Annotated in this window: 18 protein-coding genes; 11 read left to right on the top strand and 7 right to left on the bottom strand. The window is 74.5% G+C overall.

Annotation, left to right across the window (positions count from 1 at the left end; all coding sequences use genetic code 11):
• Window positions 1-161 precede the first annotated feature (161 nt).
• Window positions 162-1,046, top strand: a complete 885-nt coding sequence (locus tag ACQEUR_RS20205; RefSeq protein WP_433033423.1) for a phosphotransferase enzyme family protein — start codon at window positions 162-164, stop codon at window positions 1,044-1,046.
• A 186-nt stretch (window positions 1,047-1,232) separates the two neighbouring features.
• On the opposite strand, the gene ACQEUR_RS20200 is transcribed toward ACQEUR_RS20205, so the two are convergent.
• Entirely contained in the window at window positions 1,233-1,856 is a 624-nt protein-coding gene (locus ACQEUR_RS20200) for a DUF642 domain-containing protein (protein WP_433033420.1), read from the bottom strand.
• Between the two features lie 363 nt (window positions 1,857-2,219).
• On the opposite strand from ACQEUR_RS20200, the gene ACQEUR_RS20195 reads away from it, so the two are divergent.
• The 6 genes from ACQEUR_RS20195 to ACQEUR_RS20170 all read left to right on the top strand — a co-directional run bounded on the left by ACQEUR_RS20195 (window position 2,220) and on the right by ACQEUR_RS20170 (window position 6,716).
• Entirely contained in the window at window positions 2,220-3,020 is an 801-nt protein-coding gene (locus ACQEUR_RS20195) for an SDR family NAD(P)-dependent oxidoreductase (protein ID WP_433033418.1), read from the top strand.
• Entirely contained in the window at window positions 3,017-3,226 is a 210-nt protein-coding gene (locus tag ACQEUR_RS20190; RefSeq protein WP_433033415.1) for a hypothetical protein, read from the top strand. Before ACQEUR_RS20195 ends, ACQEUR_RS20190 begins: the two co-directional genes overlap by 4 nt.
• A gap of 99 nt (window positions 3,227-3,325) precedes the next feature.
• Window positions 3,326-4,510, top strand: a complete 1,185-nt coding sequence (locus ACQEUR_RS20185) for a low temperature requirement protein A (protein ID WP_433033413.1) — start codon at window positions 3,326-3,328, stop codon at window positions 4,508-4,510.
• 108 nt (window positions 4,511-4,618) lie between these two features.
• A complete protein-coding gene (locus ACQEUR_RS20180) occupies window positions 4,619-5,053 on the top strand; it encodes a MauE/DoxX family redox-associated membrane protein (protein WP_433033410.1) in 435 nt (144 codons plus the stop codon).
• Between the two features lie 149 nt (window positions 5,054-5,202).
• Window positions 5,203-5,655, top strand: a complete 453-nt coding sequence (locus tag ACQEUR_RS20175; RefSeq protein ID WP_433033407.1) for a YbhB/YbcL family Raf kinase inhibitor-like protein — start codon at window positions 5,203-5,205, stop codon at window positions 5,653-5,655.
• 89 nt (window positions 5,656-5,744) lie between these two features.
• Window positions 5,745-6,716, top strand: coding sequence for a GNAT family N-acetyltransferase (locus ACQEUR_RS20170; RefSeq protein ID WP_433033404.1), 972 nt, complete (start codon window positions 5,745-5,747; stop codon window positions 6,714-6,716).
• Between the two features lie 48 nt (window positions 6,717-6,764).
• Here the strand turns inward: ACQEUR_RS20170 and ACQEUR_RS20165 are convergent, their stop codons facing one another.
• Window positions 6,765-8,303, bottom strand: a complete 1,539-nt coding sequence (locus ACQEUR_RS20165; protein ID WP_433033401.1) for a glycoside hydrolase family 43 protein — start codon at window positions 8,301-8,303, stop codon at window positions 6,765-6,767.
• A gap of 336 nt (window positions 8,304-8,639) precedes the next feature.
• Between ACQEUR_RS20165 and ACQEUR_RS20160 the strand changes: the two genes are divergently transcribed.
• The 3 genes from ACQEUR_RS20160 (at window position 8,640) to ACQEUR_RS20150 (ending at window position 11,509) form a co-directional block, all read left to right on the top strand.
• Entirely contained in the window at window positions 8,640-9,659 is a 1,020-nt protein-coding gene (locus tag ACQEUR_RS20160; RefSeq protein ID WP_433033398.1) for a LacI family DNA-binding transcriptional regulator, read from the top strand.
• A gap of 203 nt (window positions 9,660-9,862) precedes the next feature.
• Window positions 9,863-10,168, top strand: coding sequence for a hypothetical protein (locus ACQEUR_RS20155; RefSeq protein WP_433033395.1), 306 nt, complete (start codon window positions 9,863-9,865; stop codon window positions 10,166-10,168).
• A gap of 15 nt (window positions 10,169-10,183) precedes the next feature.
• Window positions 10,184-11,509: a cupin domain-containing protein gene (locus tag ACQEUR_RS20150; RefSeq protein ID WP_433033392.1), complete on the top strand. Its 1,326-nt coding sequence runs from the start codon at window positions 10,184-10,186 to the stop codon at window positions 11,507-11,509.
• Between the two features lie 79 nt (window positions 11,510-11,588).
• On the opposite strand, the gene ACQEUR_RS20145 is transcribed toward ACQEUR_RS20150, so the two are convergent.
• From ACQEUR_RS20145 to ACQEUR_RS20125, 5 genes are all read right to left on the bottom strand, one after another.
• Window positions 11,589-12,257 (bottom strand): hypothetical protein, encoded by a 669-nt coding sequence (locus ACQEUR_RS20145; RefSeq protein ID WP_433033389.1) that lies wholly within the window; start codon window positions 12,255-12,257, stop codon window positions 11,589-11,591.
• Complete coding sequence (locus tag ACQEUR_RS20140) at window positions 12,257-14,956, bottom strand: FtsK/SpoIIIE domain-containing protein (protein ID WP_433033386.1); 2,700 nt, start codon at window positions 14,954-14,956, stop codon at window positions 12,257-12,259. Before ACQEUR_RS20140 ends, ACQEUR_RS20145 begins: the two co-directional genes overlap by 1 nt.
• Window positions 14,949-15,812, bottom strand: a complete 864-nt coding sequence (locus ACQEUR_RS20135; protein ID WP_433033383.1) for a hypothetical protein — start codon at window positions 15,810-15,812, stop codon at window positions 14,949-14,951. The genes ACQEUR_RS20140 and ACQEUR_RS20135 overlap by 8 nt, the downstream gene beginning before the upstream one ends.
• A gap of 6 nt (window positions 15,813-15,818) precedes the next feature.
• Window positions 15,819-16,079 (bottom strand): hypothetical protein, encoded by a 261-nt coding sequence (locus tag ACQEUR_RS20130; protein WP_433033380.1) that lies wholly within the window; start codon window positions 16,077-16,079, stop codon window positions 15,819-15,821.
• 235 nt (window positions 16,080-16,314) lie between these two features.
• Window positions 16,315-16,716 carry a hypothetical protein gene (locus ACQEUR_RS20125; protein WP_433033377.1) on the bottom strand — a complete coding sequence of 134 codons (402 nt, stop codon included), beginning with the start codon at window positions 16,714-16,716 and terminating at the stop codon, window positions 16,315-16,317.
• 377 nt (window positions 16,717-17,093) lie between these two features.
• Here ACQEUR_RS20125 and ACQEUR_RS20120 point away from each other — a divergent pair, with 377 nt between their 5' ends.
• The gene (locus ACQEUR_RS20120) at window positions 17,094-19,676 is read left to right on the top strand and encodes an ATP-dependent Clp protease ATP-binding subunit (protein WP_433033374.1); all 2,583 of its coding nucleotides are present in this window, start codon (window positions 17,094-17,096) and stop codon (window positions 19,674-19,676) included.
• Window positions 19,677-19,721 lie beyond the last annotated feature (45 nt).

Genomic DNA, 19,721 nt, shown 5'->3' with positions numbered 1-19,721 from the left:
CCGGTCGGCGGTGATCGTCCGCAACCCACGGATCGCTCGGCGGTCGATCGTCTGAGCCGAACGGTCGTTCGCCATACGTACGCGCGTCGCCGCCGCGACGACCGTCACGGTGGAATGACTCGGTACGGGCCCGTCGGACATCGTGCTGACAGACTCGGACGGTGGACGCTGTCCGGACCGAGCTGCCCGAGTTGCTGCTGCACCGGTGGGGGATCGCCGAGGCCGAGGTCGCCGAACTGTCGGGTGGAATGAACTCCCGGACCTGGCTGGTACGAGGCCGGAGCGGCCGGTGGGTGGCCAAACTGGTCCCGCACGACCGGGGTGACGCGCTACGGGCGGGTCTACGGCTGGCCGCCGTGGTCGAGTCGGCGGGTATCGAGACCGGTGCGCCACGCCCCACCCTGGACGGTGCCGTCGTCGTCGGGATCCGTCAGGGCTGGCTGGCACTGCTGGCCTGGGTCGCCGGAACCCCCCTGCGCGGCGACCCCGGTGCACAGCCCCTGATCGGGGAGACCCTGGCCCGCGCCCACACCGCCCTGGCCGGCGTCCGTGCCCAGGGCCTGGCGGCCTGGCACTGGGTCGACCCCACGGCCCCCCATCTGGACGTGGAGCCCTGGGTCCGCGACGCGGTCTCCGCCGGCGTACGGCAGTGGGAGTCGATCGCCGGCCTCCCGCACACCTGGGGCGGGTTACACGGCGACCCGGCTCCGGACGCCTTCCGGTTCCGCGCCACCGATCGTCGCTGCGGACTCATCGACTGGGGATCCGCTGTCTACGGCCCGCTGTTGTACGACCTCGCCTCGGCTGTCATGTACGTCGGAGGACCGGAGGCGGCCGGCGCCCTGATCGACTCCTACCGCGCGAGCGGCCCGCTCGGCGGGCAGGAGATCGAGGTGGGCCTGTCGAGGATGGTCCGGTTCCGGTGGGCCGTCCAGGCCGACTACTTCGCCCGCCGCCTCCGCGCGGGTGACCTGACCGGCATCGACGACGCGGCCGAGAATCTGACGGGTCTCCGGGACGCGAGGCGGCATCTCCCACCTCTGTAGACGATGCCGGTGGCCCGGGAGGCGCGGCTGCCCCGACGCTGCCCGACGGGGACGCCCGACCCGCGGCGGAGGCGGATACTTGATCGCCCTGCTGCGCGACTACTTCGCGCCGGAACTGGTGGACTGAGCCGCCGTGGCCCGCGGCGGGTGGCCGCGAGCCACGAACGGAACCCGGGACCGGCAGCCTCAGCCGACGGTGCTGGTGCTGGCGCTGGCGGGGCAGAGGACGAGCAGGCAGCTGTCGACCCGTACGTCGTCGATGACGGGGCCGAACGCCCCGGTCGTGGTGCTGGCGAACCCGAGGGTGGTGGCGGACGAGAGGACGTTGACCACGTAGAAGGTCCGGTACACGTACCCCATGTCGGACGGTGTCTGGCCGGTGGTGTCGAAGCTGAAGCTGTCGACGGTGTTGCCGTTGGCCGTGACCCGGCCGGTGGCGATGACCGGGCCGTTGTCGGGGTTGCCGGCGAGGGCGTAGGTCACCCGGTAGGTGGTGAGTGGCTTCGTCGGCAGGGTGCGGGCGACCGCGCCCGGAGCGAACCCGTTGAGGTCGAGTGACTGGTTTCCCTCCGCGGCCTGCCAGTCCCGGGTGAGGCCGACGTTGCCGCTGGTGACGGTCCAGGGGCCGAACTGCTGGCCGGCGGTGAACTCGGTGAAGTCGCCGATGACGACCGGATTCTCGAAGCCGTCCGCGAAGACGGTGGCCGCCGAGGCGGGATTCGCTGTCATGATGGCCAGCAGGGCGGAGAGTGCCACCGCCAGTGCCGCTCCGGTTGTCGTACGACGGGTGCCCGGACGCATTCGTGCCATGCTTGTCCTTCCGACGTAGCTGCCCGCCCGGCGCTGCCGGGCGCCGTGGGTTCCGGATCGCCGGAGGCCGAGGGATCGATGTCGGCAGTGACGCTACGGTGACGCAACGAAGGCTGACAAGGCCATCGATCTGTCTGCGGTCGTTCACAATCCGACAGCGCGGGTCCGCCCGAGGGGCTTGACACGTGCGCCGCCGAGCCGGGTATCCGGAGCCCGGATGACGATGTCCGTCGCCGGCTGGCCGGGCGTCCCGTGACGATCACCGCTGTCCGGACGGGCCGATGGCACTACGGTCGGATGCGGTGTGGAAAATGCGGCGTCGGCACCCACCGCCGGCGCGGAACGCGATGACGAAGAGGAAACATGGCCGTGAACATCGACCTGACCGGCAGGATCGCGCTGGTGACCGGATCGACCCAGGGCATCGGCGCCGCGATCGCCGCCCAACTCGCCCGCGCCGGGGCGCGGGTCGCGGTCAACGGCCGTACCGCCGCCAGCGTCGAGAGGGCGGCGACGGCGCTGCGCGTGGAGGTCCCCGGTGCCGAGGTGGTCGAGGTCGCCGCCGACGTCGCCAGCGACGAGGGCACCGCCCGGGTCCTCGATCTGCTGCCGGACGTCGACATCCTGGTCAACAGCCTCGGCATCTTCCGCGCCCGTCCGGCCCTGGAGATCAGTGACGAGGAGTGGCGGCGCTACTTCGAGGTCAATGTGCTGGCCGGGGTCCGGCTGACCCGGGCCTACCTGCCCGGGATGATGGAGCGGGGCTGGGGAAGGGTCCAGTACATCGCCAGCGACTCGGCGGTGGTGATCCCGGCCGAAATGATCCACTACGGCGTCTCGAAGACGGCGCTGCTCGGCGTCTCCCGTGGTTTCGCCAAGGCCGCCGCCGGCACCGGGGTCACGGTCAACTCGGTCATCGCCGGCCCGACCCACACCGGGGGCGTCGAGGACTTCGTCTACCAGCTCGTGGACCGCGACCTGTCCTGGGCCGAGGCGCAGCGCGCGTTCATGCGGGAGCACCGGCCGCAGTCCCTGCTCCAGCGGCTCATCGAGCCCGAGGAGATCGCCAACCTGGTCACCTACCTGGCCTCCCCGCTCGCCTCGGCCACCACCGGCGCGGCGGTCCGGGTCGACGGCGGGTACGTCGACGCGATCCTCCCGTGACGCCGACTCCCACCGCCGGCCGACGCCCGACGGGTGGGGGACGGCTGCGGATCGACGTGGCGCAGCGGCGGGCCCGGCTGGGCCGACGGCACCGGCTGGCGGCGCCCCGCGCCGACGATCCGGTCGAGGTCGCGCGGGACCTGGTGGCGCCGGCCCGGGTCACCCCGCGGTTCCGCACCCCGCTGGAACGCGAACTGTCCGCCTGAGCCCGCCCGCCCGGGCGCCGCGGCCGGGGAGCGGGTCCGTCCGGGGCGCAGCGGGGGAAACCGCCGCCGAAACGCTCCGATCTGGCGCAGGCTGGGCCGGTGAGGGCTAGCACGAAGGCGGCGCTGGAGCGCGACCCGGAGGGCTCCCGCCGGGTCAGCCTGCTGGAGCTCTTCTTCGACCTCGTCTACGTCGTCGCGCTCGCCTTCGTCTCGAAGCACCTGGTCGACAACCTGAACTGGACCGGCGCCCTGCAGAGCGCGGTGCTGCTCGGCGGCATGTGGTGGGTGTGGGCGATCACCGCCTTCCTCACCGACCTGTACGACCCGCAGCAGGTCTCGATCCAGCTGCTCACCGTCACCGTGATGCTGGGCAGCCTGCTGATGGCGGCGACGCTGCCGAAGGCGTTCGACGAGCAGGGGTTGATCTTCGCCTGCACGTACGTCGCGATCCACCTGAGCCGAGGCCTGTTCCTGGTGCCCGTGCTGCGGGGCCAGGAGGCGCAGGGCCGGGCGATCCGGATCTTCTTCTGGTTCGGCCTCTCCGCCGTACCGTGGCTCGTCGGCGGACTGATGGAGGGCTACACCGCGCGTGCGGTGCTCTGGGCGGTCGCGCTGGTGATCGACTACGGCGCGTTCAGCCTCGGCTATCCGACGCCGTTCCTCGGGCGGGTGCCGGGGGCGCAGTACAACGTCACCGCCGCGCACCTGGCCGAGCGCTACCAGCAGTTCTTCATCATCGCCCTCGGGGACGCGATCCTGGTCACCGGCTTCTCGTACAGCCAGAGCGACTTCTCGCTGGCCCGCTCGGGGGCGTTCCTCGTCGCCTTCGCCGGCACCGTGCTGCTGTGGCGGATCTACTCGCACCGCTCGGGAGAGGTGCTGCCGCTGGCGCTCGAGTCCGTGGTCGAGGCCCGCCGCTTCTTCCGGGTGGCGCCGTACACCCATCTGGTGATGGTGACCGGCGTGGTGATCACGGCGGCCAGCTTCGAACTGGTCATCCGGGAGCCGCTCGGGGACAGCAGCTGGGCGATGGTCGGGGTGATCCTGGGCGGTCCGGCCCTCTTCCTCCTCGGCCGCTGCCGCTTCGAGTACGAGGTCTTCCACCGCGTCTCGCCGTCCCGGTTCGTCGCGCTGCTGCTGCTCGGCCTGATCGCCCCGGCGATGTTGATCCTTCCGCCGGTGGCGATCGCCGCCGGCGCCGCGCTGGTGCTCGGCGGGATGGCCGCCGCGGACACGGCCCGCAGTTGGGGCCGGGCCCCGGAACACCCGTCCCCGGCGGCCTGACCGACGTGGCCGGTGGCGCGGCAGTACCCGCGCCGGCGTCCCGGTGGTGTGCGGGGCGCCGATCGGGGTAGGCGGGCCGGGGAGCGGCACCGGCAGAGTGGAGCGACGATGAACCTGTCCCATGTCCCGCTGCGCGTCGCGATCGGCGCGTTCTTCCTGAACTCCGGCCTGTCGAAGTGGAGCCTGGAGGGGGAGGCGGCCCAGAGCGTGCACGGCATGGCGGTGAGCGCCCTCCCGCCGCTCAAGCGGCTCCAGCCCGGGCCGTTCGCCCGGGCGCTGTCCGGCACCGAGATCGCGCTGGGCGTCGCCCTGCTGCTGCCGGTCGTGCCGTCCGCGCTGGTCGGCGCCGGGCTGCTCGGCTTCGCCGGCGGGTTGATGCGGCTCTACTGGGCGACGCCCGGGTTGCACCCGCCGGGCGACCCGCGCCCGACCCAGCAGGGCACCGCGCTGGCGAAGGACGTCTGGCTGGTCGGCGCCGGGCTCACCCTGGTCATCGACGACCTCACCGGGCGCGGGCGCCGGCTGGGTCGCCGGCTGCGCTGATTTCCGGCTCCACCCGCCGGTCGCCGTTTCACCGCCCGCATTGCGGGTACCCGCGCCGCACCGGTCCGTGCGGTGGGCGGTGCCGCCAGGCCCGGTCCGCCGCGCGACGGCGGGCCGGGGCACGAGTCGCGCAACGGAGGGACGAAGCCATGGCCGGAATCATGATCCGCAGCGTCGCCTTCAACGACCACGACCGGCTCCCGGACCGGTTCTCCCGGACCGGGGGCAACATCTCGCCGCCACTGGAGTGGTCCGACGTGCCCGACTCGGCGACCGAGCTGGTCCTGCTGGTCGAGGACCGGGACGCCGGCCGCACCCCGTTCCTGCACTGGCTGGTGACCGGCATCGAGGCGGGTTCGGGCGGCGTGGCCGAGGGCGAGCTGCCACCGGGCGGCCGGGCCTGGGTCAACGGGTTCGGCACCCCCGGCTGGGGCGGCCCGCATCCCCCGCAGAACGACGACCCGCACCGCTACTTCTTCCGGCTCTACGCCATCAACCGCCCCCTGGAGCTGCCGGGCGCGCCGCAGGCGCCCGACGTGCACGCCGCGATCCAGGATCTCGAACTGGCCAGCGGCAACATGGTCGGCACCTTCGCCCGCTGACCGTACGGCCACCGCCCGCCGTCCGGGGTTGGCGCGGTGCGGCGGAAATTCGGCGGCACCGGCGCTCGGCACGGGGTTGAATGCTGGCCATGCGGCTGCCTCCCGGCTGGTCGGTCCGCCGGCCGAGCCTCGACGACGTCCCGGTGATCCTGGGTGTGGTGCATGCCAGCGACATCGCGGCGCTCGGCCACCCGGACTTCAGCGCCGAGGACGTCCGGGAGGTGCTGACCGCGCCCGACCTGGATCCGGCCCGCGACTCCTGGCTCGCGGTGGATCCCGCCGGCGAGGTGGTCGGCTGGTCCTACCTGGAGGACTCCAACCGGGGACCGCGGGAGACCGTCGAGGTGTACGTGCACCCGCGGCGAGGGCTGCCGGCACAGGCGCCGCTGCTCGCCCGGCAACTCGCCCGCTCGGCCGAACGGGCGGCGGAGTTCGGTCTCGACCGGATCACCGTGCGGGCCATCGCCATCCCGACCGAGCAGCGGTGGATCGGCACGCTGCGGGCCGCCGGCTTCGGGTTCGTCAAGCGGTACGCCCGGATGCGCCGCCCTCTCGACGGGGTGCCGGGTGAACCGCCGCTCCCGCCACCAGGGGTGACGATCCGACCGGTCCGGTCGACCGACGAGGCCGAACTGAGGACGTTCCACCGGGTGCTGGACACCGGGTTCCGGGACACCCCGGACCACCAGCCGACGACGTACGAGCGGTGGCGCGAGCAGGTCGCCGCGCTGCCGAGCGTGGCCTGGGACGAGTGGTTCGTGGCCGAGGTGGCGGGTGAGCCGGTGGGCGTCCTGCAGTCCGCCGACCAGACCCTGGACCAGGACGAGGGCTGGGTGAAGCAGCTCGCGGTGCTGCCGGCGTACCGGCGGCGTGGGGTGGGCACGGCGCTGCTGGCGCGGGCGTTCGCGCGCTACGCGGCCAAGGGGCGGGCGTACGCGGGGCTCGGCGTCGACCTGAGCAACCCGACACAGCCGGTCCAGCTCTACCGGTCGGTCGGGATGACCCCGCGGTACGAGGCGGACGTCTTCGAGCGGACCGTCCCGGCCAGCCCCGGCTCCTGAGACCGGCCCGCCGTCCCACGGTGCCGGGCCGGATCCGCCTCCGATACCTCAGGCGTCTATCAGGTCGTCGGCCATGGCGAGGCGGTCCGAGGAGAGCGACCGGTAGTCGTACCAGTCGACCTGGATGGTGCCCGCAGCCGCGTAGCAGCCGATCACCCGACCGGTGAAGCCGCCGGCCACCTCGGTGGCGAGGTAGCGCCCGTCCAGTTCGGCGAGCGCGACAAACTCCCCGTCGGCGAACTCCAGGCCCAACCGGACCACGTCCGGCTCCTGGCGGGGATGGTCCATCTCCGGCCCGGAGGCGCGGGTCTCGATCCGGAGCACCACCGGGCCGGCGACGCTCCGGGTGGCGAGGCACTGGGCGAGTGGGCCGATCCGGGCCCGTACGGACACCTCGCCGCCCGCCACCTCCACCGCGTAGTGGTGCTGCTCGTCGAGGCGTACCGCCAGCCCACCCCGGCCCCGCCCGGCGTCGACGAGGGCGCGTACCTGGACGTCGTGCTGGTCCTGCCGGCGCCCGACGAACGTCACTGTCGGGTCGTCGAGTGACCCGCCCCGGGCGTGCAGGGTCAGCCATCCCGGGCGCTCGGCCAGGGAGACGTCCTCCGGTGGCCGGGACCGGACCGAGATCCATCGTGGGTGCAGCACACCGGTGTCGAAGTCGTCCCGCGCCGGTGCGGCACCGACCGGCGCGGAAGTCGGGGCCGGGCCGGCGTCCGGCGCCACCGTCAGCGGGTCCACCTGGCCGACCACCGGCCAGCCGTCGACCCAGGAGACCGGGGCGAGGAAGGTCTCCCGGCCGAGCACGTGCCAGCCCGGGGTGCCGCCGCGCGGGCGTACGCCGAGGAAGACCAGCCACCACGAGCCGTCCGCGGCCTGCACCAGGTCGCCGTGTCCGGTGTTCTGGATCGGGTGGTCGGTGCTGCGGTGGCTCAGGATCGGGTTGGTCGGGCACGGTTCGAACGGGCCGTCCGGGGCCGGGCCGCGAGCGACCGAGACGCCGTGGCCCCGCTCGGTGCCCCCCTCGGCGATCAGGAGGTACCAGGTGTCGCCGATCCGGTAGAGATGCGGCGCCTCCGGGAACCGGGCGCCCGGCGTGCCCGACCAGAGCCGCTTCGGGCGGCTCAGCACCGTCCCGGTGAAGGGGTCGATCCGGACCTGTTCGATCCCGGCGCAGGTGCACCAGCAGTTGCCCTCGGCGTCCCAGGCCAGGTCGGGGTCGACCCCGGTCAGGCCCGGCAGGTGCACCGGGTCGGACCAGTCCCCGGCCGGGTCCTCGGCGGTCACCAGCAGGGTGCCGCCGTGCGGGACATTGGACATGATGAGCCAGAACCGTCCGGCGTGGTGGCGCAGGGTGGGGGCGTAGACGCCGCCGGAGGAGGGTGTGCCGGGCGGCAGCCGCAGTTGACTCGGCCGGTCGAGCACGTTGCCGAGCTGGGTCCAGTTGACCAGGTCCCGGCTGTGGAAGATCGGTACGCCCGGGAAGTATTCGAAGCTGGAGCAGGCCAGGTAGTAGTCGTCACCGACGCGGCAGACGCTCGGATCCGGGTGCCAGCCGGCGATCACCGGATTGCGGTAGGTGCGCATCGGGTCGGTCGCCCGTTACCGGCTCGCCGGGCGGTCCGACCCGGCGCGGGGCCGGCACGCACCGGAGACCATCCCGGACGCCGGCCGGACGGTGGCCGGGGCGCCCAAGATCACGTATGCGATCATGGTGGCTGCCCCGCGGGTGTGGCTCATCGATGGTCCTCTCCGGCGAAATTTCCGGAATACTTCCGTAACTCGATCGGAACGTTATGGCCCGGTGTGCGGACAGTCAACCCTCAACCTGGGGCAAAATACCGGGAAGGCGTGGTACGGGCGCCGGCTCCACCGCGAAAGTGTTTCGGTCGTAGGCTGGAGCCTCGACGAAGGAGCTGCCTCGTGACGGTCGACGAAGGACGCAGGATCACGATCACCGCGATCGCCCAGGAGGCGGGCGTGTCGGTGCCGACGGTCTCCCGGGTGCTCAACGGCCGCAACGACGTGGCGCCGCAGACCCGGGAACGGGTGGAGGAGCTGCTCCGCCGGCACGGCTACCGCCGCCGGGCGACCCGGCCGCGAGCCGGGGCGAGCCTGGTGGACCTCATCTTCAACGACCTGGACAGTCCCTGGGCGGTGGAGATCATCCGGGGCGTTGAGGACGTGGCGCACGCCGCCGGGGTGGGCACCGTCGTCTCGGCCATCCACCGCCGCACCACGCCGACCCGGCAGTGGCTGCAGAACCTGCGCACCCGGGCCACCGACGGGGTCATCCTGGTCGCCAGCGACCTCGCCCCGCCGGTGCACGCCGAGCTGCGCCGGCTGAACGTGCCGATGGTGCTGGTCGACCCGGCGGGCGTACCCAACCTGGACATCCCCACCATCGGCGCGACCAACTGGGCGGGAGGCCTGCGGGCCACCCAGCACCTGCTCTCACTCGGACACAAGCGGATCGGGTTCATCGCCGGCCCGCCGCGGCTGCTCTGCAGCCGGGCCCGGCTCGACGGCTACCGGGCCGCGCTGGACGCCGCCGGCATCCCGCTGGTCGACGACTTGATCATGCCTGGCGACTTCTACCACGAGTCCGGCTTCTCCGGTGGGGCGGCCCTGCTCGACCTCCCCGAGCCGCCGACGGCGATCTTCGCCTCCAGCGACCAGATGGCCTTCGGGGCGTACGAGGCGCTCCGGCGGCGGGGAATGCGGGTGCCCGACGACGTGAGCGTGGTCGGCTTCGACGACCTGCCCGAGGCGCGCTGGGCGTCGCCGCCGTTGACCACGGTGCGCCAGCCGCTGGCCGAGATGGGCCTGCTGGCCGCCCGGACCCTGCTCCGGCTCGCCCAGGGCGAGCCGCTGGACACTCCGCGGGTCGAACTCTCCACGGACCTGGTCGTCCGGGACAGCTCCGCCCCGCTCGCCCGCTGAGCCACCGGCCCGTTCGCACCATTACCGGGAGTCTTCCGGTAGACCGTCGTCGTCTCGCGCGTTCCCCCCGATGTCCCGGGATCCGGCCTCGTGCGGCGGACCGATTTGCCGGGTTATGGGTTAGACCTGCTCGGTCGCCGGGTACCACCGCCGCAGCCACGCCCCGCCGCACCTGCCGGGGCGCCAGAGCCGAGGGAGCACCGATGAGACTCGACGACGACGACATCCGGACCACGGGCGGTGGCGGTGGGGAAGGGCCGGCCGACGGCGGCGCCAACCCGATGGGCCAGGACGGCGGCGCGGACGGTGCGGCCGAGGGGCCGGCCGACGCCGGTGCCACCCAGGGCCAGCACGACGGCGGCGCGGACGGCAGCGCCGAGGGGCCCGCGGACGGTGGTGCCACGCCGGGCCAGCACGACGGCGGCGCGGACGGCAGCGCCGAGGGACCGGCCGACGCCGGTGCCATGCCCGGTCAGCAGGACGGTGGCGCCGACAGCGCCGCCCGCTGACGCCGGACCGCCGCGATGATCGGGAACGGGCCGCCCGCCCGGGAAGCCGGGCCGGCGCGGGAGCGGCGGCCGGAGGCGGCCCCGGCCGGCGGGACCCAGGGGGTACCGCCGGCCCTCGCCCGGTGCGTGGCCGTCGAGCCGGCGAAGTTCGCCGCCGCGTACTGGGGGAAGGCCCCGCTGCTGTCCCGCGCCGCCGAGCTGCCCAACCGGGCCGGCTTCACCGACCTGCTCAGCCCGGCCGACGCCGACGACCTGCTCAGCCGGCGCGGGCTGCGGGCCCCGTTCCTCCGGGTCGCCCGCGCCGGGCAGCTGGTGCCGACCGGGCGGTACACCGGCGGCGGCGGCGCCGGAGCGGAGATCGGCGACCAGGTGCTCGACGAGCGCGTCCTCGAGCTGTACGCCGAGGGGGCCACCCTGGTGTTGCAGGGCCTGCACCGCAACTGGCCGCCGCTGATCGACCTCACCCGCGAGCTGAGCCGGACCCTCGGACAGCCGCTACAGGTCAACGCCTACCTCACCCCGCCGGCGAACCAGGGCTTCGCCACCCACTACGACACCCACGACGTCTTCGTGCTGCAGGTCGACGGGCACAAGCACTGGCGGGTCCACGAGCCGGTGCTGCCCGACCCGCTGGAGCGGCAGCCCTGGGGCGGGCGCGCAGACGAGGTCTCGGCGGTCGCCGAGGGGCCGCCGGCGCTCGACGTGGTACTCGGTCCCGGCGACGCGCTGTACCTGCCCCGCGGCTGGCTGCACAGCGCCCAGGCCCAGGACGAGAGCACCCTGCACCTGACCGTCGGAGTCCGGGCGCTGACCCGGTACACGCTGGTGGAGACGCTGCTGGACCTGGCCGCCGAGGACCGGCGGCTGCGCGCCCCGCTGCCGTTCGGCGTGGACGTCGCCGACGCCAACCAGATCGAACCGGAGCTGACCGAGACCGTCGAGGCGCTGCGGGAATGGCTCCTGCGGGCGGACCCGACCGCCGTCGCCGACCGGCTGCGGGCCCGGGCCTGGCCGGCGAGCCGACCCGCGCCGATCCGGCCGCTGGCCCAGGCCGCGGTCCTCGCCGCGCTGGACGTCGACACCCGGCTGGTCCCCCGGGACGGCCTGTACTGGCAGCTGGAGCCCGAGAACCGTGCCGCTCCCGGCTCGCCCGGCCGGATCACGCTGCGGCTCTTCGACCGGACGATCACCTTCCCGGCCCAGTGCGCGCTCGCCGTGCGGAGCTTCCTGGCCGGCGGCGTCACCCGGGTCGGCGACCTGCCGGGCCTCGACGACGACGCCGACCGCCTCGTGCTGGCCCGCCGCCTGCTCCGCGAGGCGGTCGCGGTACCGGCGGCGTAAGGAAGGGCCCCCTGTTATCGCTTTCTGTATAGGAAGGGCCCCCTCCTAACCCCCTGGACGTGCGCGTGGTGCCCGGGAGTCAGCGGAACAGTGCGAAGAGGGCGCCGGTGGTGGCCAGGCCCGCCACCACCACCAGCAGCACGGCGCGCACGTCCAGGCCGGCGTAGCGCCGCTCGGCGAGCACCTTGGCCGGGGCCAGCCCGACCACCGGGCCGAGCAGGCTCACCAGCAGCCCCAGCACCGGCAGGCCGACCGCCAGATCCCCGCCGTACCGGGCGCCCGCCGCCCGGGCCGCCAGACCGAGGGCGTACGCGGCACCCGCGCCCAGCACGCCGAAGAGCACCAGCAGCGGTTGGGTCGAGGAGGGCAACTCGCCGGGGCGTCGGGCCCGCTCCAGCAGCTCCCGGGCCCCGTCCAACAGCGCCTCGGTGTTCTCCGACGGGCCCCGGGTCGGCACCGGCGCGTCGCCGAGCCGCCGCGCGTTGCCACCCAGCAGCCCACGCAGGGTGCTCCACAACACGGTGACCTCGGCGTCGGTCCGCTCGACCTCCTCCCGGGCCGCAGCCAGCTCCGCCTCGGCCCGCCGTACCGCCAGCTCCGCGTCCTGTACCGCGCGCTCGGCACTGGCGCACTGGCGCTCGTACCAGGCGTCCGCCTCGGCTCGCCGCGCGTCGGCCTCGCCGCTCAGCTCGGCGAGCTGGCGGACCAGCGCGGCGTATCCGGTGCCGGGATCGGGATTCGCGTTCATCAGGACGGTCCGTAGGGGATGATCACCTGTCCGGTGCGGTGCACCGCCCGGTCGAAGAAGAGCCCGCGCCACGGGCGCGGGTACCAGTCCGGGCCGGCGCCCTGGCCCGGGTAGAGCGCGGAGGTCAGCTCCGCCCCCTGCACGTCCAGCGCCACCCAGGCGCCGATCTGGTCGGTACGCGAGGCGGGCCCGCCGAGGTCCGCCCGCATCCGGGCCACCCCGCGCCACCAGGCGAAGGTGTGGGTCCGGCGTTCCGGCCCGTCGTGCAGGATCTGCCGCAGGTGCTCCAGGCCGGTGCGGCCGGCGACCCGGGCGCCGAGCTGGCCGGCCGCCGCATCGACCGCGTAGAGCAGCAGATAGTGCGGCTCGCCCGGGCTCGTGCCGGGACCGAGCCCGGCCGCCGTCTCGGCCATCAGCTCCGCGACCGTCTCCTCGTCGTACCAGTTGGCGTCCTCCTCGCCCAGCGCCTCGTAGAGCGACCGGGCGGCGGCGTCCGCGTCCGGGTCGAGGCAGGCGATCGAGAACCGGGCCGTGCCGGGACGGTGCTGGCGGCGCAGCGACCGGGCGGCGGCGTCCAGCACCGCGCACGCCTCGTCCACCCCGGTGCCGAGCACCGCGAGGTTGCGCCCGGGGGCCCGGGGCAGCCGGAGCCCGGCCGACCGGGACTGTACGTCGATGATCTCGCCGAGCAGCGCGACCGGCCCCCGGGTGCCGCCCGGTCGGTCCGGGCCCCGCCCCGAGGGGCGCAGCGCGCCGTAGTCCGGTGCGTCGGTGAGCCGGGGCACCGCGTCGCCGTCGAAGAGCCGGGCCGGCGCGGCGTCCGGCGGGCGCATCCGCCAGAGCCGGTGTTGCAGGTCGCTCCAGGTGCTCCAGTCGCTGGCCGCCGGGATCCGGGCCACCTGGTTGCCCTCCGCCATCCCCGACTCGGCGTTGACCACGGCGTGGTGCCGGGGCAGTGCCTGCGCGGCGTCGTTGCGCTCGGCCAGGATCCGCAGGGCCTTGGGCAGCGCGATTCGGAGGGTGAACTGGGCGACCAGGGCCGGCCGGCCCCACAGCGCCTCGATGCCCCGGACGTCCTGCGAGGCCAGCACCAGGTGGATGCCCTGGGACCGGCCCCGGCGGGCCAGGTCCTCCAGCAGGTCCGCGGCCTCCCGGGCGACCGCGTCCCGCCCGGCCAGCAGCATCTGGAACTCGTCCACCACGGCGACGATCCGGGGCCAGTGCCCGTCCGGGTCCACCGCGCGCAGCTCGGCGAGCTTGGTCACCTCGTGCTTCTTGGCGGCGTCCGCCCGGCGGCGCAGCTCTTCGGCCAGGAAGCGGAGCAGGGCCAGCCCGAACTCCCGGTCGGTGTTGACGTTGATGCCGACCAGCCGCATGTGCGGCAGCCAGCTCGGGTCCCGCCGGCCCTGGGCGAACCGGGCGAAGGAGACCCCCTCCTTGAAGTCGAGCAGGTAGAACTGGAGCTCGGCGGGGGAGTAGCGGGCGGCCAGCGCACCGATCCAGGCGAAGATCAGGTTTGTCTTGCCGGTGCCGGACGGCCCGCCGATCAGCGCGTGCGGCGGATAGTCGCCCAGGGTGAGCAGGACCGGCCGGCCCTGGGGGCCGTCCCCGATCGGCGCGGTCAGGCCGTGCGCGGAATCCTCCCGCCACATCTGGTCGGGCGGGGGCAGCAGGTCGGTGAAGGGTGTCGGCGGCGGACCGGCGTTCACCTGGGCGGCCACCTCCCGGCAGGTGTCGGTGACCAGCGCCGCAGGCGGGGCCGGGTCGAGTCGTACGGTCAGTCCGGGGCAGCTGTCCAGCCGGGTGCCGTCGGCGCCGACCACCACCCGCCGGACGGTCGGCTCGGCGGGCAGGTCGATGCCGCGCACCACCAGGTGCACCCCGCACGCCGCGCCGGTGCGGACCACCCGGTCGAGCTGCCCGCGTTCGTGCCGGGAGAGTTCGTCGCCGCCGAGCAGCACCGCCACCCGCCACGGCTCCGGGCGGCGTCCGGTCGCCGCGGCCAGCTCCCGCAGGGAGCCGTACTCGCCGGCGAGGACGGTCTCGTTGATCCGGCGGATCTGGTCCACCAGGTCGTCGAGGAGCCGGGCCAGCCCACCGGGCCCGACGAAGGTCAGCAGGCCGGCGGTGGAGAGCGGGGCGAAGCCGGCCAGCCCGCCGCCGAGGTGTTCCGGGTCGTAGCCGACCAACCGGACCGCCCCGGGGGCGGCGCGGCCGACGGCCCGCAGCAGCAGGGCGGCGACGACCGCGTCACAGCCGGCCCGGTCGGCGCCGGACAGGTGTACGTGTCCCGCGTCGAGCAGCGGCACCAGGGCCGGCACCGGGGGCGCGCCCGAGAGGCGTACCGTGCCGAGGCGCAGTGGACCGGGTGGCTCGCCCCGGACCACCGGGGTGGGACGCCAGTCGGACCAGTCCGTACCGGCGGCGCCGGCCGCCTCCCGGGTGGCCGCCTGCGCGGCCCTGGTGGCCAGGTCGGTGATTCCCGCGTCGTACCGGTCGGTCAGCTCGGCGATCCGGCGGTCCCGTTCCGCGCCGACCCGCCCGGGTACCCGCGCGGCGGCGTCCCGGACCCGCCGCAGCCGTTCCTGCGCGGCGTCCAGCTCGGTCCGGGTCTCGGCGAACCGGCTCCGGGAGGCACCCAGCGCGTGCGACAGCATCGTGCGGACCCGGGTGACGAGCTGGGTCCGTAGGTCAGGCATGGGTGTCCCGGGGAGCGCGCGCGGTCACCGGCCGCTGGTCGTGCCCGAGCCGGTGCATGAGCAGCCCGGTCAGCACACCCGCCGCGACCGCCGGGTCGGCCGGGTGGGGCTGCTCGACCGGGTCCTTCGGCGGCGGCATCCGGCAGACCCGGCTGAGCAGCGTGTCGAGCACCGCCGGAGGCAGGTTGGGCACCAGTTCGCGGACCCGCCCGGTCAGCTCGCGGCGCAGCCGGGGCAGGTCGGCGGCGCGCGGCGGATGGCCGAGCAGCTCCGCGGCCAGGTCCCGGAGCACCGGCGGGGCCACCGAGGCCAGCCCGAGCCCGACGTTGGCCTCCACCTGGCGCAGCTCGGAGTGCAGCCGGGCGCGGTCGCCGGAGCGCACTCCGCTGGTCACCCGGCGCAGCAGCTCCTCGGCGTCGGTGATGTCCCGGGCCGGCTCGGCCGGCGGCGTGTCCCGCCGGTCGAAGAGTTCACCCACCCGCACCGACCACCAGCGGCCACCCGGGGCGGCGCCGCGCCGGCTCGGCCCGGCGGGCTCGGTGGCCGGCGGGGTGGCCGGACCGGCGGGTGGAGCCTCCCGCCGCTGGGCCGGGGCACCGCCCTGGCCCAGCCCGATCGCGGCGAGGTAGGCGGCGAGCTGGTCCTGGGCGAGCCGCAGGGCGTGGTTGGCGGTCTCCGCGTGCTCCGTGGCGGCGGAGAGTTCCGGTACGCCCATCGGGTCGGCCGACTCCTGGCGTACCCAGCGCAGCCGTTCGGAGGCGAGTTGCAGGCGTTCCAGCGCCTGTGCCAGAAGCCCCACCGGCAGCTCGTCGGCGGCGGCCCGTACCTGGGCTCCGAGGTCTTCGATGATGGACATCCGGCGTCAGAGTGTCGAGACGTAGAGCTGGGCCTGCTCGACGGCGGCGAGCGTCGCGGCGAGGCACTCCTCGAGCTCCTGCGCGGCCTGCGAGAGGGAGGCCTGGGCGGCGTCGACGGTGGAGTGCCCGCTGCCCTCGAGCGCGCCGGCCAGCGTCTGCTGCGCCTCGGAGAGCTTGTCGCTGGCGGCCTGCACGGCGGCCTGGCCCTCGCCGATCTGTTGCAGGGCGGCATCGATGGCTGCTTTCAGCTCGGCGACGCTCGCCACGGCGAAACCTCCTGGGGGCGGGGAGGGCTCTTATTAGAGCTTATCCCCATCTGCTCCCCGGATCCCCCCTGGCCGTTTGCTGCCCGGCTGTCCGTTCCCAGCTTGTCCGCACCGGATCGGTGCCGCCGCCGAGGTGGGGACCACTTTGCGCGATCGGGCGGTGACGGAGTCGGATAGCCGACACTTCACCGTCGCGCCGGGTGCGGTCCACCGGTCCGGCGCGGTCCGCCCCGGGTCAGTCCCCGGTCGGCTCGCCCGGCGGGGGCCAGAGGGAGCGCGGTCCGCGTACCTCGGCGCCGAGCGCGGCGACCCGGGAGCGCAACTCGCGGTCGGCGGTGACCACGACGCGGATCCGGTCGACCGGCTCGGCCCGGAGCAGTTCCACGATGGCGTCGTCACCGGACCGCTCCGCCGCGACCACCCGCACCTCGACGCTGCCCGGGACGTCCCGGGCGGCACCCTCGACCACCAGGACCACGTCGACCGGCGGCGGCAGCCCGGGCAGCCCGGAGCGGGAGACCGGCGCCAGCCGGTCGCGCAGTCGCCGGGTGGCGCCGGCCCGGTCCCGCCACCAGCCGTCCGGGCGGCTGCCCACCACGTTGGCGGCGTCCACGACCAGCAGCGGCGGGGTCTCCATCCGCCCCAGCCTGCCACCCGGGCGGGCGGCTGCCCGGACGCCCCGCCGGAAGGCCGGGCCGGTGCCGACCGGCGGGCCGCCGGCACCACCCGGCGGCAGCGGGCGTCGTCGGGCCCGGCACCACCCGGCGGCAGCGGGCGTCGTCGGGCCCGGCGGACCGGCGGCAGCGGGCGTCGTCGGGCCCGGCCGCCCGGGTGGTCGGCCCCGGCCGACCACCCGGGTCGACCGCTGCGGGCGAACCCGGCGTCCGGCCGGCCGGACCCCGCGTCCGGCCTGGCCCACCGCCGGCCCGCCCGACCGTTACGACGCGTTTGTCGGGCCTTCCGCCGGGTAGCCCGTCGTCGCCAGTGCCCGCGCCCGTGAGGGGGAAACAAGAGATGACGCAGGGACCCGGCGACTTCGGCACCGACCCCTGGGACGAGTTTCTCGCCCGGTACTTCGGCCGTGGGGAAGGGCGCCGGCCGGGGCAGCGGGTGGACATCACCCGGCTGATGACCGCGGACGCGCGGGAACTGCTCGCCGACGCCGCCCGCCGGGCCGCGCAGGCCAACAGCAGCGACCTGGACACCGACCACCTGCTCTGGGCCGCGTTGCAGCGCGAGCCGCTGCGCGACCTGATCAGCCGCGCCGGGGCCGATCCGGAGGCGCTGCTCGGCGCGCTCGGCGGGGAGCGCCGGGTGCAGCAGCCGGCCAAGCACGGCCAGGTGCCGTCGAACATGTCCCTCACCCCGGCCGCGAAGCGGGCGCTGCTCGACGCCCACCAGCTCTCCCGGGCGATGGGCGCCTCGTACATCGGGCCGGAGCACATCCTGATGGCGTTGCCGCTCAACCCCGAGTCGCCGGCCGGCCGGATGCTCGCCGCCGGGCGGATCCAGCCGCAGTCGCTGCAGGCCGCCGGCACGGAACGCAACGGGGCGCCCGGCACCCGCCCGGACCGGGGCACGCCGACCCTGGACCAGTACAGCCACGACCTGACCGACCAGGCCCGGGCCAACGAACTCGACCCGGTGATCGGCCGCGCCGAGCAGATCGAGCAGGCGGTGGAGATCCTCTCCCGGCGTACCAAGAACAATCCGGTGCTGATCGGCGAGGCCGGGGTCGGCAAGACAGCGATCGTGGAGGGGCTGGCCGAGCGGATCGCCGACGGGGACGTGCCGCAGACGCTGATCGGCAAGCGGGTGGTCCAGCTCGACCTGGCCGGTCTGGTCGCCGGCACCCGCTACCGGGGCGACTTCGAGGAGCGGCTCAAGAAGGTGCTCGACGAGATCCGGACGCACGGCGAAGAAATGATCATCTTCCTCGACGAGCTGCACACGCTGGTCGGCGCGGGCGGCGCCGGCAGCGAGGGCGGGATGGACGCGAGCAACATGCTCAAACCGGCGCTGGCCCGCGGCGACATGCGGGTCGTCGGGGCGACCACGCTGGACGAGTACCGCCGCTACATCGAGAAGGACGCCGCGCTGGCCCGACGCTTCCAGGCGGTCCTGGTGCCGGAGCCGACCGTCGAGGACACCGTCATGATCCTGCGCGGGCTGCGCGACCGGTACGAGGCCCACCACCAGGTGCGCTTCACCGACGAGGCGCTGGTCGCCGCCGCCGAACTCTCCGACCGGTACGTCACCGACCGGTTCCTGCCGGACAAGGCTATCGACCTGATGGACCAGGCGGGAGCCCGGGTCCGGCTGCGCACCCGCACCCCGGCGGGCGACGTACGGGAGCTGGAGCGGGAGCTGGAGGAGGTACGCCGGGAGAAGGACCAGGCGGTCGCCGACGAGCAGTACGAGCGCGCCTCCGAACTGCGCGACCGGTGTCACGAGGTGAAGGCCCGGCTGGAGGCGGCCCGGGGCAACGGCGACTCGGCGTCGGTACCCGAGGTGGGTCCGCCGGACATCGCCGAGGTGGTGTCCCGGGCGACCGGGATCCCGGCCAGCCAGCTCACCGAGGAGGAACGGGACCGGTTGCTGCGCCTGGAGGGGCACCTGCACGAGCGGGTGGTCGGGCAGGACGACGCGGTCACCGCGGTGGCCGAGGCGGTCCGGCGGTCCCGGACCGGGCTGGCCGACCCGGACCGGCCGATGGGCAGCTTCCTGTTCCTCGGCCCGACCGGGGTGGGCAAGACGGAGCTGGCCCGGGCGCTCGCCGAGGCGCTTTTCGGCGAGGCGGAACGGATGATCCGGCTGGACATGAGCGAGTTCCAGGAGCGGCACACGGTGAGCCGGCTCGTCGGCGCCCCGCCCGGGTACGTGGGCTACGAGGAGGCCGGCCAGCTGACCGAGGCGGTACGGCGGCGCCCGTACGCGGTGGTGCTGCTGGACGAGATCGAGAAGGCGCACCCGGACGTGTTCAACATCCTGCTCCAGGTGCTGGACGAGGGGCGGCTCACCGACAGCCAGGGCCGGACGGTGAACTTCAAGAACACCGTACTGATCATGACCAGCAACCTGGGCTCGGAGCTGATCACCGGTACCCAGCGCAGCGTCGGCTTCGGTCGCGGCCCGAACGGCAACGGTAACGGCAACGGCGCCGACCAGGAGAACGCGGTGCTGCGGGACCGGCTGATGCGGCAGTTGCAGGAGCAGTTCCGGCCGGAGTTCCTCAACCGGATCGACGAGGTGATCATCTTCCGTCGGTTGGAGGGCGAGCAGCTGCGCCAGATCACCGGGCTGCTGCTGGAGGAGACCCGCCGGCGGCTGCACGCCCAGAACATCGGCGTGGAGTTCGCCACGGCCGCCGTGGACTGGCTCGCCGAACACGGCTACCAGCCGCAGTTCGGGGCGCGACCGCTGCGCCGGACGATCCAGCGGGAGCTGGACAACCGGCTGTCCCGGATGCTGCTCGACGGGACACTGCAACCGACCCAGCGGGTCCGGGTCGACGCCCGGGACGACGAGCTGGTCTTCGAGGTGTCCGCGGGGGAGCGGGCGGCCGACCGCAGCCCGGCCGCCGCCTCGGCGGGTTGACGGTCCGGCCGCCCCTGGGCGGGCTGGGAAGAGGTCGCTGAAGGG

Origin of the sequence: Plantactinospora sp. CA-290183 (assembly GCF_050936375.1) — a bacterium.
In the GTDB taxonomy this organism is placed as follows: Bacteria; Actinomycetota; Actinomycetes; order Mycobacteriales; family Micromonosporaceae; genus Plantactinospora.
Note: the sequence above shows the minus strand (reverse complement) of the source record. Positions and strands in the feature narration are given on the sequence as shown.